The following is a 19,177-nucleotide window of genomic DNA, read 5'->3' on the forward strand; positions in this document are numbered from 1 at the left end:
GGCGCCGACGAGCCCACCCGGGCCTCGGCGCCGACGTACGCCCCCACCGCACACCCACGTGGTGAAGGCATGCCCGCGACGGCCCAGTCCCCGTAGAAAAGGATCCCCGTGACCCGCTCCGCTCTCCGCCGCATCGCCTCCCCGAAGAAGGCCCTCGCCGGTGTCACCCTGGCCGCTGCCGCCACCGGTGCCCTGCTCGTCGCCGCGCCCGCCCAGGCCGCGTCGGAGGCCTCTCAGGCGCAGGCTGTCGCGAAGAAGATGATCGCGGACTCGGCCCAGTACACGTGCTTCTCCCACATCGTCGACCACGAGAGCGACTGGAACATCCACGCGACGAACTCGTCCTCCGGCGCCTACGGCCTGGTCCAGGCCCTTCCCGGCTCGAAGATGTCCTCCGCGGGTTCCGACTGGAAGAACAGCGCCGCCACCCAGATCAAGTGGGGCGTGGACTACATGAAGGACCGCTACGGCAGCCCCTGCGGCGCGTGGAACTTCTGGCAGGCCAACAACTGGTACTGATCCGGCGCGCCCGGCACCGCACCCCCGCACGACCAGCACCACCGGCACCACCGGCACCACCACCCAGAGCGAAGGCGGCGGCCCCCGATCCCCGGGGCCGCCGCCTTCTTCGTCGTCCCCGTCCCGGATGCGGTGGCCATGACCGGGGCGGAGAATGGAACAAGTCCCTGAACTCCCTCCCCCGCCACGCGCATCGGGAGCCGTGATGGACCGAACGGAACTCTTGACGGTGTTCTACGGGGAGGGACCCGTCCCTGTTCTCTGGGCGACCGACTGTCCCGTGCACTTCGACGTGTGGCTGGCGTTCGCAGAGTCTCCCCCGCCCCCGCCGCCGCCCACGCCGGCAACACCGCCGTCGTCGCAACCACCGTCGTCGTACCGGCAGGATCTGATCCTCGCCGTGCGTGAGGAGTACGGCGTCGAGCGGGCCCTCGAACGGCTGCGGGAGCTGCGGTTGACGGACGCGTGCCGGCCGGTCGCGGCCGGGAGCTTCGTCGTGGCACAGGTGACGCTGGAGGAGCTGGTGACGGCGTTGCTGCCGCTGACCAGTCTCGCGGGGGTGGTGCGGGTCGCCCACGAACTCGCCGTCGCGAGCGGGGCGGAAGGGATCGAGGCGGCACTCGCGGGGCACATCCGGGCGCCGGCGACCAGCGAGATCCACGACAACATGCAGCGCCGGCAGGAACGCGGCCGGCAACTCACCTGGTTCCTCAACCTGCTGGCCCACGTCGTGGCGGAGGCCGGCCCGCGCGCCGGCGAACAGGACGTGACCTGCACCCTCGTGCGGATGCTGGCCGAGTCCGCCCCGGACGCGTACCCGGTGCGCGGCGCCCACAGCCCCGTCGGGCAGGTCGTCGACCGGCGGCTGAAGTACCCCATCGTCTCCGTGACGACGAACCGCCGGGCGACCCACGCGGTCGTACGGTCCCGGCGGACCATCAAGGCCGACGCCGCCGAGCAGGTGTTCTCGGTGGACAGTGCCTCCATCGGCTGGGCCGTCGTGGACAGCGGCATCGACGCGCGGCACTCGGCGTTCCACGAGTGGGACACCACCGTCTCGCCGCCGCGCCGGCTGGAGTCGCGCATCGCCCGCTCCTTCGACTTCACCTGCGTACGGGCGAAGCTCCCCGACCACGCGCTGGTCAACGGCCTGGTGAACTGGTCGGCGGCGCTGCCGTCCGTCGAGACGGCCCCGGCCTCCGGCCCGCCCGCGCCGGGGCAGGCGGACCCGTACGTACCGCCCGCCGACCAGCACGGCACGCACATCGCCGGGATCATCGGCGGGTGGTGGCCGGAGCTGGAGTTCCGGGGCATCTGTCCGCGCATCCGGTTGTACGACTTCCGGGTGCTGAACGACGACGGCGAGGGGGACGAGTTCTCCATCGTCACCGCGCTGCAGGCGATCCGGCACATCAACGAGCAGGCCGGACGGTTCGTCATCGCCGGGGTCAACCTCAGCCTGTCGGTGCCGCACGACGTCGCCACCCACTCCACCGGGTGGACACCGGTGTGCGTCGAGTGCGACCGGCTGTCCCGGTCCGGGGTGGTGGTCGTGACGGCGGCCGGGAACGCCGGCTTCACCGGGGCCGTACGCACCCTCGGCTCCGGCTTCCACGACATCAGCATCTCCGATCCCGGCAACGCGGAGTCGGTCATCACGGTCGGCTCCACCCACCGCAGCAATCCCCACCGCCACGGCGTCAGTTACTTCTCCAGCCGTGGCCCCACCGGAGACGGGCGGCCCAAGCCCGACCTGGTGGCGCCGGGTGAGGACATCGACGGACCGATTCCCGGGGAGGGCATCGCCGCCATGCACGGCACCAGCCAGGCGGCGGCACACGTCAGCGGGGCCGCGGCCATGCTGCTGGCCCGCTACCGCGAGTTGCTCGGCCGCCCCGAGCGCGTGAAGGAGATCCTCTGCGCGACGGCGACCGACCTCGCCCGAGAACGCGACTTCCAGGGCCATGGGCTCGTCGACGTACTGCGTGCCATGCAGTCCGTGTGACGGCCGAGCACCGGTCCGGCGAGGCAGGCGACCATGCTGACCTTCGATTTCCTCGACGCCCGCCACGGCGACTGCTTCCTCGTGCGCTGGGACGCGGACCACGACGGACACGCCCCGCCGGGCGCGCCGGGCCCGGGCGACGAGCGCGTGATGCTCGTCGACGGCGGCCCCGCCGGCGTGTACCGGGCCTCCCTCCAGGGCCGGTTGCACCGGCTCACCGGCCCGAACGGTGGCCCCGCGCCCGGCCCCCCGCCGAGCGACACCCCTCCCCACCTCGACGTCGTCTGCCTCTCCCATGTCGACGACGACCACGCGGGCGGGCTCGTACGTCTCTTCCGGGACATGCGCCAGGCCCAGCAGGACGGGGAGGCCCTGCCGTACGAGGTGGACGCGCTGTGGTTCAACTCGGTGGAGGAGCTGGTCGACCAGCGGGCCCCGGGCCTGAGCGCCTCCGTGCATCCGCTCCTCGAACGCGCGGCCGCCTCCGACACGGCGGTCACCGCCAGCTACAACCAGGGCCGCGACATCCGCAACGCGGCCGCCGCCCTGCGCCTGGAGGGCAACGCCCCCTTCCGGGGCCCCCTCACCGAGGGGGCCGAGGCGACCCTGCACGACCTGGACGTCACGGTCGTCGCGCCGGACGAGGGCGCGCTGGCCGAGCTGGCGGAGAGGTGGCGCGAGGCGAAGCGGCGCGGCGACCCGGAGGTCATCTCGGCGGCGTACGCGGACGATTCGGTGCCGAACCTCTCCAGCATCGTGCTGCTCCTGCGGCACGCGGACGGCACCGCGCTGCTCACCGGCGACGCCCGCGGGGACCACGTCCTCGCCGGACTGCGCGCCCTCGACCTGCTCGACGACGCCGCCCCGCTCCACGTGGACCTGCTGAAGCTCCCGCACCACGGCAGCGACCGGAACGTGGAGCCCGGCTTCTTCGAACGGATCCGGGCCGACCACTACGTCGTCTCGGCCGACGGCGTCCGCCACCACCACCCGGGCGAGGACACCCTGCGATGGCTCGTCGAGTCCCGCGCGCCCGAGGACGAGTACGTCGTCCACCTCACCAACCACATCCCCTTCGCCGAGGAGGCGCTGGCGCGGCTGCGCACGGACAGGGCCTTCGAGGTCGATGTCAGGGGGCCCGCCGACCAGGCGCTCGTCATCACGATCGGAGACCGGCCATGACCAAGTCCCGGCGCGCGCAGGACACGTTCACCCGACCTGCCCCGGACCCCGCCCCACCGCTCGCCGACCCCTCCCGCGAGAGGCACACCGGCCCGCCCGACGGCCCGGCGTGGGCCGTCGACTCCCCCGCCCTCGGCACCGGCCTGACCGTCCGGCCCTGCGGCGATCCGCTCCGCCCGGCCGAACCGCCGCCCGCCGCCGGCATCCCGGTCGCCCTCGCCCTCTCCGGCGGAGGCTTCCGCGCCACGCTCTCCGCCCTGGGCTTCGTCCGTCTGCTGGCCGGCACCGGACTGCTCCGTCACCTGCGCTACTCGTCGTCCGTGTCCGGCGGCTCGCTGGCGAACGGATGCCTGGCCACCGCCTGGCCGGCGCTGCGCGAACGGGACTTCACCCCGCAGGCCGTGGACGAGCTGGTGATCGCACCGTTCGTCGACCGCGTCTCCTCCCACTCCCTGAAGCGGACGCTCCTGCGCGACATCTGGCGCACCCTCGGCCCCACCACCCGCACGGACCTGCTGGCCCGCCGCCTCGACGACTGGCTCTACGACGGGACCGAGCTGGAGAACCTGGATCCCCAGGTCCGCTGGATCGTCAACGCCGCCAACCAGACCACCGGCGTCCGCTTCACCTTCGAACGCGACGTGTACGGCGACTACTCCATCGGCCTCGCCCGCACGAACGGCACGGGCCTGCGCCTCAGTCGGGCCGTCTCGGCCTCGGCGGCCGTCCCCGGCGCCTTCCCGCCCGTGGTCCTCGACGCCTCCCCCTTCCCCTGCGCCACGCACCGCCCCGCCCTGCTGGACGGCGGTACGTACGACAACACCGGCCTCGAAGCCATCGACAGCGACACCTACCGGCACACGTTCCTGTGCGCGCTCAACGCGGGGGGCCTGCTGCGTCCCGGCGTGTACGGCCGTGTCCCGGTGATCCGGGACCTCGCGCGAGCCAACTCCCTCCTCTACCGCCAGAGCACGTCCCTGCGCACCCGGGCCACCGTCGAACGCTTCCGGCGCGCCGCGGCACTCGGCCCCGTCGGCGAACTCCCGCCCGGGGCCCGTCGGGGCATCCTGGTCCAGCTCGCCACCGACTTCCCGGCCGCGGACCCGCTTCCCCGCACCTGGCGCGCGACCTTCCCCGAACACCGCACGCACGACGGCCGCGACCTCGCCCTGGTCCCCACCGTCTTCGACCGTCTCAGCCCGTCGCTGTGCCGGGCCCTGGTCCACCGGGGCTGGTGGCTCGGCGGCGCCGCCCTCGCCGCCCACCACCCCGAACTGCTCCCCTCCGACCTGACGACCCTCGACCCGCCGGAACCGTGAGCGTCACCGACGGCCACGGTCACGGCCCCGCCCCCGCCTTCAGCAGACCCGGCCCGGTTCCCCGTCCGGCAGATACAGCGCCCGTTCCTGCTGGGTGAGGTCGCGGTGGATCGCTCGGCAGATGCCGGTGACCGCCTCGGCCGGGAGCGGCAGGTCCGCGTCCCACAGGCTCAGACGATCGCGGTGGTCACCGACCGCGAGGGTGCGGCCGTCGGGGCTGAACGCCAGCCTCGCCGCGCCGTCCACGCCGGGAAAGCTCGCGCGCGCGTACCGCGTGGCGGTGTCCCACAGCCGTACCGCGCTGCCGCCGGCCGTGGCGAGGGTGCGGCCGTCGGGGCTGAACGCCAGCTCGACGGGCCCCTCCGTGAGGCTGACGGTGAGCGTGGCGTCGAGGTGTCCCGTGTCGGTGTTCCACAGCCGTACCGTCCCGTCGGACTCGGCGGAGGCGAGAGTGCGGCCGTCGGGGCTGAACGCCATCGACTCCACCTGCCGGTAGAACAGGGGGAGGTCGCCCCTCGCCCCCTTCGGCGACGCGCTCCCCTCGGGTTCGCTGAGCGTGGACCGCACCCGCCCGGTGACGGGATCGCGGAGCCGGATGTCCCGGTTCCGGCCCCCGGTGGTGGCGAAGAACTCGCCCGTGGGGCTGTACGCCACCGGAGAGCCCTCCTCGGCCTTGGGGAGTTCGACGCGGGGCCGCCCGGTGCGGGCGTCCCACAGCACGAGGCCGTCGCCCACCGTGACCAGCGTCTTTCCGTCGGGGCTGAACGCCATCCCGTTGACGAAACGGACGGGCAGGGTGGTCCGGGGCCGCCGGGTGGCGACGTCCCACAGCTGTCCTCGCGGGCTGTCGCTGATGGCCAGGGTTCTGCCGTCGGGGCTGAACAGGACCGATCCTCCGCCGGTCAGCCCGTCGGCAAGGGTCGCTCGCGCACGGCGGGTGGCCGTGTCCCACAGCCGGACCACCCCGTCGGTCCCCGCGTCACGGGCGGACATCCGGACACTGCTGGTGGCGATGGTCTCGCCGTCGGGGCTGAAGGCCACCGACTGCAGATCTCCGCCGGGCACGTCCAGCGTGGCGCGGGGGCGGTTCGTGCCCACCTTCCACAGCCGGACTCCGGCATCGCCGCCGCCGGAGCCGTGGGCCTCGTCGCCCGTGGCCAGTTCCGTGCCGTCCGGGCTGAACGCCACCGACATCACGGGGCTGGTGTGGCCGGTGAGGGTGGTGGCGGCGCGGCCGGTGGCGAGGTCCCACAGGCGTACCGTGCCGTCGTAGCTGCCGGCGGCCAGGGTCCTGCCGTCCGGGGCGAACGCCATGGACTCCACGCGGCTGCTGGCGCTGGTGAGGGTGGTCCGCCGCCTGCCGTCGGCCGTGTTCCACAGGTGGACGGTGCCGTCCTCGGTGCCGGTGGCGAGAGTCCTGCCGTCGCGGCTGAAGGCCAGTGAACTGACCACTCCCGTACGACTCCTGAGGGTGAACAGCATGCGCCCGGTGGCCAGGTCCCACAGCTGCGCGGTGTGGTCCCGGGTGCTGGTGGCGAGGGTGCGCCCGTCGGGGCCGAACGCCACCGCCATCTCCAGGCCGGTGGGGCCCCTGAGGGTGGTCGTGACGCGGCCGCCGGCCACGTCCAGCACCTGCCCGCTCTCCGTGACGGCCAGCGCGCGCCCGTCGCGGTCGAAGCCCACCGCCGCCATGTTGTCGTCGTCGGGTTCACGGACGGCGACCGAGGCCCGGACGCGCCCGGTGTCCGGGTCCCACAGTCGCGCGTCGTCGTTGCCGCTGGTGGCGATGGTCCTGCCGTCCGGGCCGAAGGCGAGGGTGCGTACGAAAGCGGGGTCGTCCTTGTCCTCGGGGCCGGCGAGCACCTTCCGGGTACGGCCGGTCGCCGGGTCCCACAGCCGTACCGTGCCGTCGAACCCGCCGCCGGCGAGGGTCTTCCCGTCGGGGCCGTAGGCCAGGGTCGACACGGTCGAGGTGTGTCCGGTCAGCCGGTGCTCCAGCGGGACGGCCGCGGCCGCGTACAGGCTCCGGGTGGCCTCGCGGGTGGGGCTGGTCCGGTAGGCCTTGATGGCCAGGAGCGAGGCGAGATCGGTGTCGCTCTCCAGCAGCGCGGCGGACTGGGCGGCCAACTGACGTGAGAGTCCGTCGCGTTGGGCGTCCAGGGCGCTCTGCCGCTGCCAGTAGGCGACGGCCGTCGCGGTGAGCGCGAGGGCGAGGAGACAGGCGAGGGAGCCGACGAGGACGCGCAGACGGCGGGTGGTCCGGGCGCGGGCGCGTTCCTCCTGGTCGAGGGCGGAGATGCCGGCGGTGAGGAACGCGGCCTCCCGGGCGGTCAGTTCGTCGGTGTGGCGCGGCCCCCCGAAGTACTCCCGTGCCGTGGCGAGCCGGCTTCCCCGGTACAGCGCGCCCGCGTCGCGGCCCAGCTCCTCCCAGGCGCGGGCTGCCTCGGTCAGCTGCCGGTGGGCGCGCAGGCGGTCCCGGTCCTCCTCGATCCAGCCGCGCAGCCGGGGCCAGGCCGTGATGAGCGCCTCGTGGGCGAGGTCGACGCTCGGGCCGTCGAGGGTGAGGAGGCGGGCCCCGGCCAGGGACTCCAGGACCCGGGCGACCTCCACCCGGCCGGTGCCCGTGGTCTCCAGCTCGGCCCGGTCGGCGGGCCTGCGGGTGTCGGGTGTGCCGTCGCCGGGGGAGATCAGCCGCAGGAGCACCCGGCGGGCCGTCACCGCCTCGCCCTCGGTGAACCGGCCGTACGCGTCCTCGGCCGTCTTGGCGATGGCCCCGTCCAGCCCGCCGGCCGCCTCGTACCCGGCGAGGGTCAGCGTCTTGCCCCTCCGGCGACGCCATGTCTCCAGCAGGACGTGCGAGAGCAGCGGCAGACCGCCGGGCGCGTCGGTGATCTCCTCGACCAGCCGTGTGGTCAGTGCCCGTTCCACGGTCAGTCCGGCGGCCGCGGCGGGCTTGACGACGACCTCGCGCAGCTCCGCCGGACTCATCGGCCCGGCCAGCAGGTTGGCGTCCCCGAGCGCCCCGGCCAGTTCACGGTGTTCGGCGCAGCGGCCGTAGAAGTCCGCGCGCACGGCGACCAGGACCCGCAGCCGGCTCTCCGGGTCGCGTGCCGTCAGCAACAGGTCGATGAACCGCGTCCGCTCGGCCACGTCGTGGCAGAGGGTGAAGACCTCCTCGAACTGGTCGACGACGACGAGGGTGTCGCCGCCGGTGCCGTCGCCGGGCGCGATCGCCTCCCGCAGCAGTTCACGGGTGCGGGCCAGTTGGTCGCCGGGGGTCAGGATCCGGATCCCGGACAGCCGCGGGCCCGGTTCCGGGTGTTCCGGGGATTCCCGCGGCTCCGGCGACTCCCGCGCCTCCCGGAGTACGGGTATCAGGCCGGCGCGCAGCAGGGAGGACTTGCCGATCCCCGACGGACCGAAGACCGCCGCGAACCTTCGGCGGCGCAGCAGCCCGGCCAGCTCGGCGGTGAGGCGGTCCCGGCCGAAGAAGAGTCCGCTGTCGTCGGTCTCGAACCGGGCCAGCCCCCGGTACGGCGGCCGCGCGTCCCCGCCGTCGCTCTCCGGGTCGAAGGCGGCGGCCTCCTCGACCGCCTGGTGCCAGCGGCTCTCCCACTGCGCCGGGTCGCCTCCGCAGGCCCGGGCGAAGGCCAGGGCCACCGCCAGCGTGGGCAGCTGCTCGCCGCCGGCGGCCTGGGAGAGGGTGGTGATCGAGTAGCCCGCCCGCTCGGCCATCGCCCGGTAGGTGAGGCCGCCCGCCTCGGTCCGCAGCTTCCGCAACTCGAACGCGAACCGCTGCACCGGCCCGGCCCCCGGATCGACCGGCACCTCACGACGACCCGCCACCGTGCTGAATCCCCTCTCGCACCCGTACTGTCCCGGACATCCCACCGTACGCATCCGGCCACCTAAGCGGAGAGATCGCGTCCGGCCATTGTTTGGCAGGCCCGACCCCCCTGCCTGACAATGCGCGACCCGCTGGAATAGGTGTTGCGGGCGGTACGGCCACGGGGGACATGCCGCCCACGGGGGAACGGGGCGGCACGACCGGCCGCCACGGGGGAAAGAGGCGGCACGGGGGACTTGCCGCACGGGGGAAGGGCCCTGCTGGTCGCGGGACGACCAGCAGGGCCACCTCTGTCCTCGGGCCCACCGGACAGCTGGACGGCTGGACGGCGAGGAGCGACAGCCGGGCGGGGCACGGACCCACCGCCGGGCGGGGCACGGGCCGTCGGTCCGAGGGCCCCGGCCGACCGACCGAGGGCAACGACCCGCGACCGGAACCGGCGAGCGCCGGACGGCCACGGGCCGACAAGAGGACGGCTTCCGCCTCACAACCGCGGGCAGCCGACGCGAAGCCGTACGGCCGTCGGCAACCGGGCGGCGGCCACGAGGCGTCGACCGTCCCGCATCAGCCGTCACGCATACGTCACGCATCAGCCGTCACGTATCGGCCGCAGGATCCGGCCGGGAGCCGCGGGGCGGCACGCCGGCCATCGGCGACAGGGCACCAGCGGTGCACAGGGCGCGGCGGACGGAAGCGGCGGAGCCCCCTCCGTGCCTCCCAGCCCGTCACCCCGCACACCACCTCACCTCACAACCGCTGGATGATCGTCCCCGTCGCCAGCCCTCCACCCGCGCACATCGTCACCAGCGCGAACTCCTTGTCCGTCCGCTCCAGTTCGTGCAGGGCGGTGGTGATGAGCCGGGCGCCCGTCGCGCCCACCGGGTGCCCGAGGGCGATCGCCCCGCCGTTGACGTTCACCTTCGTCAGGTCCTGGTCGAAGACCCGCGCCCAGCTCAGCACCACCGACGCGAAGGCCTCGTTGATCTCGACCAGGTCGATGTCCTTGAGGGACATCCCCGCCTTCCCCAGCACCGCCTTGGTCGCGTCGATCGGCCCGTCGAGGTGGAAGTGGGGGTCGGAGCCGACCAGCGCCTGGGCGACGATCCGCGCCCGGGGCCGCAGCTTCAGCGCACGCGCCATCCGCTTCGACGCCCACATGATGGCCGCCGCGCCGTCGCTGATCTGGGAGGAGTTGCCCGCCGTGTGGACCGCCGTCGGCATGATCGGTTTCAGTCGGGCCAGTGCTTCCGCCGACGTGTCCCGCAGTCCCTCGTCGTGATCGACGAGCCGCCACATGCCCTGCCCGGCCCCCTGCTCCGCCTCGGTCGTCGGCACCTGGACGGCGAACGTCTCCTTCTTGAACCGCTCCTCGGCCCACGCGGCGGCGGCCCGTTCCTGGGAGAGCAGCCCGAGCCCGTCCACGTCCTGCCGGGTGAGCCCCCGGTGCCGCGCGATCCGCTCCGCCGCCTCGAACTGGTTGGGCAGGTCGACGTTCCACTCCTCCGGAAACGGCTTGCCGGGCCCGTGCTTGGAGCCCGACCCGAGCGGCACCCGGGACATGGCCTCGACCCCGCAGCTGATGCCGACGTCGATGACACCGGCGGCGACCATGTTGGCCACCATGTGCGAGGCCTGCTGCGAGGAGCCGCACTGGCAGTCGACGGTGGTCGCTGCCGTCTCGTACGGCAGGCCCATGGTCAGCCAGGCCGTGCGCGCGGGGTTCATGGACTGCTCGCCGGCGTGGGTCACCGTGCCGCCGACGATCTGCTCGACGCAGTCGGCGGGGATGCCGGTGCGGCCGAGGAGTTCACGGTAGGTCTCGCCCAGCAGGTAGGCGGGGTGCAGGTTGGCGAGCGCGCCGCCGCGCCTGCCGATGGGAGTGCGTACGGCTTCGACGATCACGGGTTCCGCGGCCATGGGGATTCCTCTCAACGGTTACCCGCGCGGCGCGGGGCGTCCCGGCCCGGCCCGCCACGCAGAACTAGTACGCGTTCTAGTTCTCCTCAGCAGTCTGCTGAGCGCGACTCCGGGACCGCAAGGGGCGTGCGGCAACTGAAAAGCCGACCGAAAGCCCCGCACCCCTTGCTTGTTCTAGAACCCGTTACTACGGTCACCGCAATTCCCTCTGTCTGATGCTCCGTCAGGAGTGGCCGATGCCCTGTCCAGCGCTGCCCGACGGGTTCGACTTCACCGACCCCGACCTGCTGCACCACCGTGTCCCCCTCCCGGAGTTCGCCGAACTGCGCCGCACGGAACCGGTCCACTGGATCCCGCAGGCACCAGGCATCGCGGGCTTCGCGGACGAGGGCTACTGGGCCGTCACCCGGCACGCGGACGTCAAGTACGTCTCCACGCACCCGGAGTTGTTCTCCTCGACGGTCAACACCGCGATCATCCGCTTCAACGACCACATCGAGCGCGACGCGATCGACGCCCAGCGGCTGATCCTGCTCAACATGGACCCGCCGGAGCACACCCGGGTCCGCCAGATCGTGCAGCGCGTCTTCACCCCGCGGGCGATCCGCGCGCTGGAGGACAACCTGCGCCACCGCGCCCTCACCATCGCCCGGGAGGCGAGCGCCCACGCCGGGCCCTTCGACTTCGTCACCGAGGTCGCCTGCGAACTCCCGCTGCAGGCCATCGCCGAGCTGATCGGCATCCCGCAGGAGGACCGCATCCGGATCTTCGAGTGGTCGAACCGGATGATCTCCTACGACGACCCGGAGTACGCGATCACCGAGGAGGTCGGGCAGCAGTCGGCGATGGAACTCATCGCCTACGCCATGAACATGGCCGCCGACCGCAAACAGTGCCCGGCGAAGGACATCGTCACCACGCTCGTGGCCGCCGAGGACGAGGGCAACCTAGCCTCCGACGAGTTCGGCTTCTTCGTGCTGATGCTGGCGGTCGCCGGCAACGAGACGACCCGCAACGCGATCACCCACGGCATGCACGCCTTCCTCACCCACCCCGATCAGTGGGACCTCTACAAACGCGAACGCCCGGCGACGGCGGCCGAGGAGATCGTCCGCTGGGCCGCACCGGTCAACTCCTTCCAGCGCACCGCCACCCAGGACCTCGAACTCGGCGGCAAGCAGATCAGGAAGGGGGACCGCGTCGGCATCTTCTACGCCTCCGCCAACCACGACCCGGACGTCTTCACCGACCCCGACTCCTTCGACATCACCCGTGACCCCAACCCCCACCTCGGTTTCGGCGGCGGAGGCCCGCACTTCTGCCTCGGCAAGTCCCTGGCCGTCCTGGAGATCGACCTGATCTTCAACGCGATCGCCGACGCGATGCCCGGCCTCCGGCTGGCCGGCGAGCCGAGCCGGCTGCGCTCGGCCTGGATCAACGGGGTCAAACACCTCCAGGTGACCACCGCCTGACCGCTCCACCCCCGCAAGTCTCGGGCCGACGGCCTCCCGGCGCCGTCGGCCCGTCCCGATGGAGGCAGGGGCGCAACCCCCCTACGCCCCGCCCCTGCCTCCGTCGTTCTGACGGGAGGCCGGCGACAGGCCGCGGTCCGCCGGCGGCGGCTCGCCCGGTTCTCCGGGCACCTGCCGGGGCCCGGTGGCCCTCGGTCCCGTCAGGAGGTACGTCAGGCCGAAGCCCGCGCCCACCACCGCCGCGCCGCCGACCGCGTCGAGGATCCAGTGGTTGCCCGTCGCCACGATCGCCAGACCCGTGAAGAAGGGATGCAGCAGGCCCAGCACCTTCATCCACATCCGGGGCGCGACCAGCGCGATCGTGAGCCCGCACCACAGCGACCAGCCGAAGTGCAGCGACGGCATCGCCGCGTACTGGTTGGTCAGTTCGGTCAGCCTGCCGTAGTCCGGCCGGGAGAAGTCCTGGACGCCGTTGATGGTGTCGATGATGCCGAGGCCGGGCATCAGGCGCGGCGGTGCCAGCGGGTAGAAGAAGAAGCCCACGAGCGCGAGGACCGTGGTGAAGCCGATGGCCGTGCGGGCCCAGCGGTAGTCGGCGGGGCGGCGCCAGTAGAGGACGCCGAGGACGGTCAGCGGGACCACGAAGTGGAACGACGTGTAGTAGAAGTCGAAGAAGTCCCGCAGCCGGTCGATCCCGACGACCGTGTGGTTGACCCAGTGCTCGATGTCGAGGAACAGGGCCTTCTCCACGGCGAGGACCTGCCCGGCGTGCTCCTCGGCGGCGGCCCGGCTGCCGGTGGCCTCCAACCGGGTGCGCTGGTAGGCGGCGTACGTGACGCGGATCAGCAGCAGTTCCAGGAGCAGGTTGGGACGGGTCGCCACCCGGCGCAGCAACGGCGCCCAGCTGAACCGGGTCTCCACCGCGGGGGCGTACTCCGTCGGGATCGGCGCCCGGTAGTACTCCGAGGTGCGGGACAGGAACGGCACGGCGAGCGCGGCGGCGAGCGCGGTCAGCAGGACGACGTTGTCACGCACCGGATGCAGGACGGCCCCGTTCGGCACCATCATCTTCGCGGGCAGCGTCGTCACCAGGACGACGGCGACCGGCCACACGTACCGTGACGAGGCCTTCCGGCCGACCCGGCCGACCGCCGCGAGCAGCACCCACAGCAGCTGGTGCTGCCAGGACGTCGGCGAGACGGCGACCACGACGCAGCCGGTCAGGGCGACCGCGAGCAGCAGCTGTCCGTCGCGGGCACAGTGGACGGCCCGGCGCAGGCCGAGTACGGCGACGGCGGCGGCCAGGGCGAGGAAGACGGCGATCTCCAGCGGGCCCGTGAGGCCCAGCCGGAGCAGCGCGCCGTGCAGGGACTGGTTGGCGAGGCCGTCCGCCCGGCCGCCGAGGCCGACGCCGGCGAGGTGGTGCACCCAGTAGGTGTACGAGTCGTGCGGCATCGCGGCCCAGGCGAGGGCGGTGGCCCCGGCGAACGTGATGCCGGTGCCCGCGGCGGCGCGCCTGCGGCCGGTGAACCACAGCAGCGGGACGAACAGCAGCACGGTCGGCTGGAAGGCGGCGGCGAGCCCGACGCAGACGCCGCTGACGCGCTCGCCCCGGACGACGAAGCAGCCCACGAGGACGAGCAGGACGGGGAGGACGCTGGTCTGGCCCAGGTGGAGCGTGTTGCGCACCGGCAGCGACAGCATCAGCAGGGTGACGGCGACGGGGGCCGCGAGCAGGGCCGTCCGGCGGGTGACGGGCCGGGGCAGGGCGCGGGCGGCGACGAGGCCGAGGGCGACGACCAGCAGGAGAGTGCCGAAGGTCCAGCCCCAGCCGAGGGCCTGTTCGGCCGTTCGGGTGAGGGGCTTGAGGACGAGGCCGGCTAACGGGGTGCCGGTGAACTGTGTCGAGTCGTAGAGGGAGCCGTTCACATGCAGGACGCCACCGGCCCCGACCCAGGTCTCCAGGTCCGTGAGCCGCTCACCCCTGGGTGTGCGCAGCACGACGGCGATCTGGCGCACCGCCAGGATCGTGGCGACCAGCCACAGCACGGCGCGTACCGTCACCAGCCGGCCCGCCGTCGGGCCCGCTCCGGCGGCACCGCCCGGTCCGCTCTGCTCCGTCGCCACGCGCTGTCGTCCTCCCGACCCGTCGACGTCCCCCGGCGAGGCTCGCACCGCCCCCGGGTAGGAGGCGGGCACCCCATCTCTTCACCTGAGAGTCGCCCCTGTTTTGTCCGGATGACGATAGTGCGCGCAGAGCCGCCCCCACGCCCAAGGGCGCGACGTGGATCACGGATGCACACCACGGGCGGGGTCGTGACAGGCCACTGACAAACACCTGAAAGCATGGCTGTCGGCATGAACGCACGGCAGCGCACGGCGGGGGGAGCACGGGGGATGAACGGTCGCGTACGGGGGCGCGGACGACTACTGGTCGTCGTACTCGTCCTGCTGGGCCTGCAGCTGGCGTCGCTCGTGGCACCGGCGTACGCCTGCGGCTGCGGTGCGATGGTGCCCGACGACCGGCGGAACGTGTACGTGAGCCGCGAGAGGTCCGTCGTGCGCTGGGACGGCCGCGAGGAACAGATCGTGATGAGCCTGACGGTCTCGGGTGACGCCCGCACGGCCGCCTGGATCATGCCGGTGCCGAACCGGGCGTCGGTGAGGCTCGGTGACGCGGCCGCCTTCGAGCGGCTCGACGAGGAGACGGCGCCCGTGTACGAGCGGCGGGAGTACTTCTGGCCGCGTTCGGGCGACTGGCCGTTCGACATGTTCGAGGGCGACGGCACGGCGGGGGACGCCGCGCCCCGGAGTCCCGGCGCCCCGGTGGACGTCGTCGGCCGTGAACGGCTCGGCCCGTTCGACGTGGCCCGGCTGACCGCCACCGACTCCGGCGCGCTCGGCGACTGGCTCGACGACAACGGCTTCGCTCTCCCGGACCGCCTGGACACGGCCCTGGAGCCGTACGTCCGACAGGAGTGGGAGTACGTGGCGGTCCGGCTGGCCCCCGAGGACACCGCCGCCGGTCTGCCGCTCACGGGCACGCTCGACCCGCTCCACCTCACCTTCGCCAGCGACGAGTTGGTCTACCCGATGCGTCTGTCGCGGCTGGCCGGCACCCCGCAGGCCCTCGACCTGTACGTGCTCGCCGGGCACCGGATGGAGCCCGGTTCCTCGATCGGCGGGGACGAGCCGGTGGTGACGTTCGCCGGGCGCCTCGGCAGGCAGGCAGGCCCGCTCGGCGATCTCACCGGGGGCGGTACGGACTTTCTCACCGCCGTCGAGCAGGACTTTCCTCGGCCGGAGCTGATCTCCGGCGATCACACGCTGCGGCGGGCCGCGGCCGACGACACCTATCGAAAGGTCATCCACGTGGACGAGATGTGGACCGTGTGGGGCATCCCCGGCTGGCTGGTGTCGTTCGGCATCGGCATCGCCGTGCTGGCGATCAAGGCGGTGGCCGTCGCGTTCGTGCTCCGACGCAACGCGAAGCGGCAACTGCCGCCCGTGCCGCCGCCGGGCGCGGCCCTGTACCCGCCGGGCGCCCACCCGCAGGCCGGCGCCCCCTACCCGCCGGGGGCGCCGGGGCCGTACCGGCCGGAGGCGCCCGCCGCCCCGGCCGACCCGAAGCTCGGACCCCGCCCGGGAGCGAACTCCGGACCGAACGGCTGAAACACGCCCCGGGAACCGCTGACAGGGAGGCCGCCCCGTGCCTATATTCATTAGCGCACCTACTTAGCTGATCTAAGTAACTGTCCTGATGAAAGGCGCGGGAGGCACAGCTTCATGAGCGAGTCGCGGACCTGGGACGACGTCGACGCCTACTTCACCACCCACCTCGCCCCGAACGACGACGTCCTGGAGGCGGCGCTGCGCGACAACGAGGCGGCCGGGCTCCCGGCCATCGACGTCGCCGCCAACCAGGGCAAGTTCCTTCATCTCCTGGCGCGGATCCAGGGTGCCCGCCGCATCCTGGAGATCGGCACCCTCGGCGGCTACAGCACCATCTGGCTGGCCCGGGCGCTGCCCGCCGACGGCCGGCTGATCTCCCTGGAGTACAGCGCCCGGCACGCGGAGGTCGCCTGCCGCAACATCGCGCGCGCCGGACTGGAGGGCATCGTCGAGGTACGGGTCGGCCCCGCCCTGGAGTCGCTGCCCAAGCTGACCGACGAGAACCCCGAGCCGTTCGACCTGGTCTTCGTCGACGCGGACAAGGCCAACAACCCGCACTACGTGGAGTGGGCCCTGCGCCTCACCCGGGCCGGCAGCGTCATCGTCGTCGACAACGTCGTACGCGGCGGCCGGGTCGCCGACGCCGGCAGCACCGAGCCGGACGTGCGCGGCACCCGGACCGCCATCGAACTCATCGCCACGCACCCGAGGTTGAGCGGCACGGCGATCCAGACGGTGGGCAGCAAGGGGTACGACGGGTTCGCGCTGGCCCGGGTGCTGGACTGACCTCGCCCGGGGTCCCCGTCAGGCCTCGTGGTAGAAGCCCACGTTGACGCTGCGGGGGCCCGTGCGGTCGTAGATGACGAGTTCGCCGGAGCTGCCGTGCGGGAGCTTCGCGGTGCCGCCGTACGGGAGCGGCGAGGGCTGGTGGCCGAGCAGGGTCAGCCGCACCTCGGAGGAGGGGTCGGCGTGCGAGCCCCGCAGCCAGGTGACCTGCCAGCTCCCGTCGGGGGCGCACAGGAACTCCAGGTGCACGCGGGAGACGAAGAGCCAGTCGTCCGGTGTCGCGAGCCGGCACACCGCCCGATCGCGGCCCACCCGGAGCACGCCGCCCGGCTCGCTGGGCGCGTCGGCCATCTGCATGCCGGCCGTCGCCCCGGCGTCCGCCTCGGAGACCGAGGCCATGGTGAGTTCGAGCACGTACCGCTCCTAACGGGTCAAACTCCGATTGTCGCTGCGCACGGCACGTTCGCGGTGCCGCCGCCGCATGATAATTCGCCGGATCGTCCTGTTGTGCGGGCTCCGGCACAATGGACGCATGACCGAGCGCAAGCCCCCTGGTGTCAGCTTCGAGTCCTTCGTCGACAAACAGATCCGCGACGCGGATGCACGCGGCGACTTCACGACCCTCCCCGGCGCCGGCCGCCCCCTGCCGGACGACAACACCACCTACGACGAACTCTGGTGGATCAAGCGGAAGATGGCCCGCGAGGGCCTCTCCGTGCTGCCCCCGACACTGGCCCTGCGCAAGGAGGCGGAGGACGCCCTCGCGACCGCCGCCGACGCCCCTTCCGAACACGCCGTCCGCAAGATCATCACCGAGATCAACACCAAGATCCGCGACATGATGTTCAAACCACCCCCGGGCCCACCGCTCGGCCTGAAGCCGTACGACGTGGAAGAGGTGGTACGGCAGTGGCGGGCGGGACGGGAGCGGCGCGAGGGGTGTGACCCGGCGAACGCCGGTGAGTGAGGTCCCGGCACGCGCCCACGCAGGAGGCCGCGCCCCGGTGCACGAACCGGGGCGCGGCCTCGTCTGTCGCTGTCCGCGGTGTTACAGCCGCAGCAGCCGTTCGGTCAGCTCCCGGTAGTCGCGCAGGGCGAGGCGGAGCTGTTCGGTGTCGGTGGAACCGCGGTCGGCCGCCGTGGTCTCCCAGGAGGTGCGCAGGGTGCGGCGGCGCTGGGTCATCGCGTCGGTGAAGCGGGCGGTGACCTCTTCGAGGACCTGGTCGGCCTCCTCGACGGCGGACCGGGGCTCGTCGACGAATCCGCCGACCGCGTGCTGCAGCCGCGCCGTCAGCTTGTCGGTCTCGTCGTGGGGCAGGAGATCGGCGCCCCCGGAGTGGGAGCCGCCGGGGGCGGCGCCCCCGGTGCGGTTCTCGCCGCGGTCGCGGCCGGGCTCGTCGTCGGCGCCCAGCTTCCGGCCGATACGGTCGTCGGTGCGGCCCTTGGTGGTGTCGTGCCCCGCGACGAGCGGGGCCCCGGTACCCGTGCCGGCCGCCGAGCCGGTCGCGTCGGCCGCCCGCGTGCCCGGCGCGGTCCCGTTGCCCCGGGCCCCCTCACGCCTGGTGTCCGTGCCCGGTGTCTCGCGCGTACCGCGTTCGCGGATGGCGTCGCTCCTGGTCATGTCGTCAGTCATCGTGTCCTCAACTCCCCTTCGCGTGGCGCCTGGTGAGCGCCCATGGCAGATGGGACCGGTGGTGGCCGTCACCGGCCGCTCCGTCGCGCTCGTCGTGCCGCACCGTGCCGTCGCGGTGGGCCGGGTCCTGTCGCCCGGCGGTGTCGTGCCGGTCCGCGCGCGCGTCCCGGCGGCCCGGTGTCACCAGGTCCTCGAACAGGGCGCGGGCCTCGATCATGGCCTCGCGCATCTCCTCGGTACCGGTACCGGGGCCGGCGCCGTCGGCGGTGCCGGCCTGGCCGTGGACGCCGTCGCCGGTGGTGTGCGCCGCGAGGTGCACCCGGCGGTAGCCGTGCACATGGTGGGCGTGGTGGACGGACAGCGCCTCCACCTGGGTCTCGTAGTGGCCGCCGTCCGGGAAGCCGCGCGCCGCGGCCACCTCGGAGAGCAGCCGGTCGGCCTCGGCGACCGCCTCACGGGGCGAATCGACGAAGCGTTCCTGGGCGGCCGCCCAGCGGGACTCGTAGCGTTCGCGCTCCGCGCTCGGCAGCGCACGCTTCTCCATCGAGCCGTGCCGCTTCACCCGCTCCGCGAGCTCCCGGGCGGCGGCCCGCTCGTCGCCGTCATGGCGGGTCACGGTCCGGTCGTACTCCGGTCCGAACCGCCGCTTCAGCGATCCGCCGCCACCCGTACCCGCACGGGCACGCCCGGCCAGGACGGCCGCCACAACGACCACGACCGCCACGATCACGATCAAAGCGATGATCAAGCCTGTGGACATGAATGCCTTCCAGAGTCCTCGGCCCGCCCGGGCGTCTCGCCCCATCGGGCCGTTTCGGACCGGGT

14 protein-coding genes are annotated in these 19,177 nt (G+C 73.0%); 8 read left to right on the top strand and 6 right to left on the bottom strand.

The genetic code is table 11. From position 1 onward, the window contains the following. Window positions 1-108: 108 nt before the first annotated feature. The 4 genes from STRBO_RS0130940 to STRBO_RS0130955 all read left to right on the top strand — a co-directional run bounded on the left by STRBO_RS0130940 (window position 109) and on the right by STRBO_RS0130955 (window position 5,025). On the top strand, window positions 109-519 hold the full coding sequence (locus tag STRBO_RS0130940) for an aggregation-promoting factor C-terminal-like domain-containing protein (protein ID WP_005478676.1): 411 nt from the start codon (window positions 109-111) through the stop codon (window positions 517-519). Window positions 520-724: 205 nt separating this feature from the next. Continuing rightward, window positions 725-2,524, top strand: coding sequence for a S8 family serine peptidase (locus STRBO_RS0130945; protein ID WP_028796941.1), 1,800 nt, complete (start codon window positions 725-727; stop codon window positions 2,522-2,524). A gap of 33 nt (window positions 2,525-2,557) precedes the next feature. Next, window positions 2,558-3,706: a ComEC/Rec2 family competence protein gene (locus tag STRBO_RS0130950; RefSeq protein ID WP_005478682.1), complete on the top strand. Its 1,149-nt coding sequence runs from the start codon at window positions 2,558-2,560 to the stop codon at window positions 3,704-3,706. Beyond that, window positions 3,703-5,025: a patatin-like phospholipase family protein gene (locus tag STRBO_RS0130955; protein ID WP_005478683.1), complete on the top strand. Its 1,323-nt coding sequence runs from the start codon at window positions 3,703-3,705 to the stop codon at window positions 5,023-5,025. Before STRBO_RS0130950 ends, STRBO_RS0130955 begins: the two co-directional genes overlap by 4 nt. A gap of 39 nt (window positions 5,026-5,064) precedes the next feature. Here STRBO_RS0130955 and STRBO_RS0130960 read toward each other — a convergent pair whose 3' ends face one another. Further along, the gene (locus STRBO_RS0130960) at window positions 5,065-8,871 is read right to left on the bottom strand and encodes an nSTAND1 domain-containing NTPase (RefSeq protein WP_005478684.1); all 3,807 of its coding nucleotides are present in this window, start codon (window positions 8,869-8,871) and stop codon (window positions 5,065-5,067) included. Window positions 8,872-9,619: 748 nt separating this feature from the next. Then, window positions 9,620-10,789, bottom strand: coding sequence for a steroid 3-ketoacyl-CoA thiolase (locus STRBO_RS0130965; RefSeq protein WP_005478685.1), 1,170 nt, complete (start codon window positions 10,787-10,789; stop codon window positions 9,620-9,622). A gap of 236 nt (window positions 10,790-11,025) precedes the next feature. Between STRBO_RS0130965 and STRBO_RS0130970 the strand changes: the two genes are divergently transcribed. Beyond that, window positions 11,026-12,261, top strand: coding sequence for a cytochrome P450 (locus STRBO_RS0130970; protein ID WP_020115335.1), 1,236 nt, complete (start codon window positions 11,026-11,028; stop codon window positions 12,259-12,261). Window positions 12,262-12,342: 81 nt separating this feature from the next. On the opposite strand, the gene STRBO_RS0130975 is transcribed toward STRBO_RS0130970, so the two are convergent. Beyond that, entirely contained in the window at window positions 12,343-14,388 is a 2,046-nt protein-coding gene (locus STRBO_RS0130975; RefSeq protein ID WP_005478691.1) for a bifunctional glycosyltransferase 87/phosphatase PAP2 family protein, read from the bottom strand. Between the two features lie 270 nt (window positions 14,389-14,658). Between STRBO_RS0130975 and STRBO_RS0130980 the strand changes: the two genes are divergently transcribed. Continuing rightward, window positions 14,659-15,933 (top strand): DUF2330 domain-containing protein, encoded by a 1,275-nt coding sequence (locus STRBO_RS0130980; protein WP_005478693.1) that lies wholly within the window; start codon window positions 14,659-14,661, stop codon window positions 15,931-15,933. Window positions 15,934-16,047: 114 nt separating this feature from the next. Beyond that, window positions 16,048-16,719, top strand: a complete 672-nt coding sequence (locus STRBO_RS0130985) for an O-methyltransferase (RefSeq protein ID WP_005478695.1) — start codon at window positions 16,048-16,050, stop codon at window positions 16,717-16,719. Window positions 16,720-16,737: 18 nt separating this feature from the next. Here STRBO_RS0130985 and STRBO_RS0130990 read toward each other — a convergent pair whose 3' ends face one another. Further along, window positions 16,738-17,133, bottom strand: a complete 396-nt coding sequence (locus tag STRBO_RS0130990) for an FHA domain-containing protein (protein WP_005478697.1) — start codon at window positions 17,131-17,133, stop codon at window positions 16,738-16,740. 118 nt (window positions 17,134-17,251) lie between these two features. Here STRBO_RS0130990 and STRBO_RS0130995 point away from each other — a divergent pair, with 118 nt between their 5' ends. Next, window positions 17,252-17,686 carry a DnaJ family domain-containing protein gene (locus STRBO_RS0130995; RefSeq protein WP_005478698.1) on the top strand — a complete coding sequence of 145 codons (435 nt, stop codon included), beginning with the start codon at window positions 17,252-17,254 and terminating at the stop codon, window positions 17,684-17,686. A gap of 81 nt (window positions 17,687-17,767) precedes the next feature. Here the strand turns inward: STRBO_RS0130995 and STRBO_RS0131000 are convergent, their stop codons facing one another. Both STRBO_RS0131000 and STRBO_RS0131005 read right to left on the bottom strand, forming a co-directional pair. Beyond that, the gene (locus tag STRBO_RS0131000; protein ID WP_005478700.1) at window positions 17,768-18,352 is read right to left on the bottom strand and encodes a hypothetical protein; all 585 of its coding nucleotides are present in this window, start codon (window positions 18,350-18,352) and stop codon (window positions 17,768-17,770) included. A gap of 7 nt (window positions 18,353-18,359) precedes the next feature. Continuing rightward, entirely contained in the window at window positions 18,360-19,112 is a 753-nt protein-coding gene (locus tag STRBO_RS0131005; RefSeq protein WP_020115336.1) for a hypothetical protein, read from the bottom strand. Window positions 19,113-19,177: the final 65 nt, after the last annotated feature.

The organism is Streptomyces bottropensis ATCC 25435 (assembly GCF_000383595.1).
Taxonomy (GTDB): domain Bacteria; phylum Actinomycetota; class Actinomycetes; order Streptomycetales; family Streptomycetaceae; genus Streptomyces; species Streptomyces bottropensis.

Excerpts from the sequence above, each read along its gene's own strand:
- STRBO_RS0130985 (WP_005478695.1), top strand. The coding sequence starts at position 16,048 with ATGAGCGAGTCGCGGACCTGGGACGACGTCGACGCCTACTTCACCACC.
- STRBO_RS0131005 (WP_020115336.1), bottom strand. The coding sequence starts at position 19,112 with ATGTCCACAGGCTTGATCATCGCTTTGATCGTGATCGTGGCGGTCGTG.
- STRBO_RS0130980 (WP_005478693.1), top strand. The coding sequence starts at position 14,659 with ATGAACGGTCGCGTACGGGGGCGCGGACGACTACTGGTCGTCGTACTC.
- STRBO_RS0130955 (WP_005478683.1), top strand. The coding sequence starts at position 3,703 with ATGACCAAGTCCCGGCGCGCGCAGGACACGTTCACCCGACCTGCCCCG.
- STRBO_RS0130995 (WP_005478698.1), top strand. The coding sequence starts at position 17,252 with ATGACCGAGCGCAAGCCCCCTGGTGTCAGCTTCGAGTCCTTCGTCGAC.
- STRBO_RS0130950 (WP_005478682.1), top strand. The coding sequence starts at position 2,558 with ATGCTGACCTTCGATTTCCTCGACGCCCGCCACGGCGACTGCTTCCTC.
- STRBO_RS0130965 (WP_005478685.1), bottom strand. The coding sequence starts at position 10,789 with ATGGCCGCGGAACCCGTGATCGTCGAAGCCGTACGCACTCCCATCGGC.
- STRBO_RS0130945 (WP_028796941.1), top strand. The coding sequence starts at position 725 with ATGGACCGAACGGAACTCTTGACGGTGTTCTACGGGGAGGGACCCGTC.
- STRBO_RS0130970 (WP_020115335.1), top strand. The coding sequence starts at position 11,026 with ATGCCCTGTCCAGCGCTGCCCGACGGGTTCGACTTCACCGACCCCGAC.
- STRBO_RS0131000 (WP_005478700.1), bottom strand. The coding sequence starts at position 18,352 with ATGACTGACGACATGACCAGGAGCGACGCCATCCGCGAACGCGGTACG.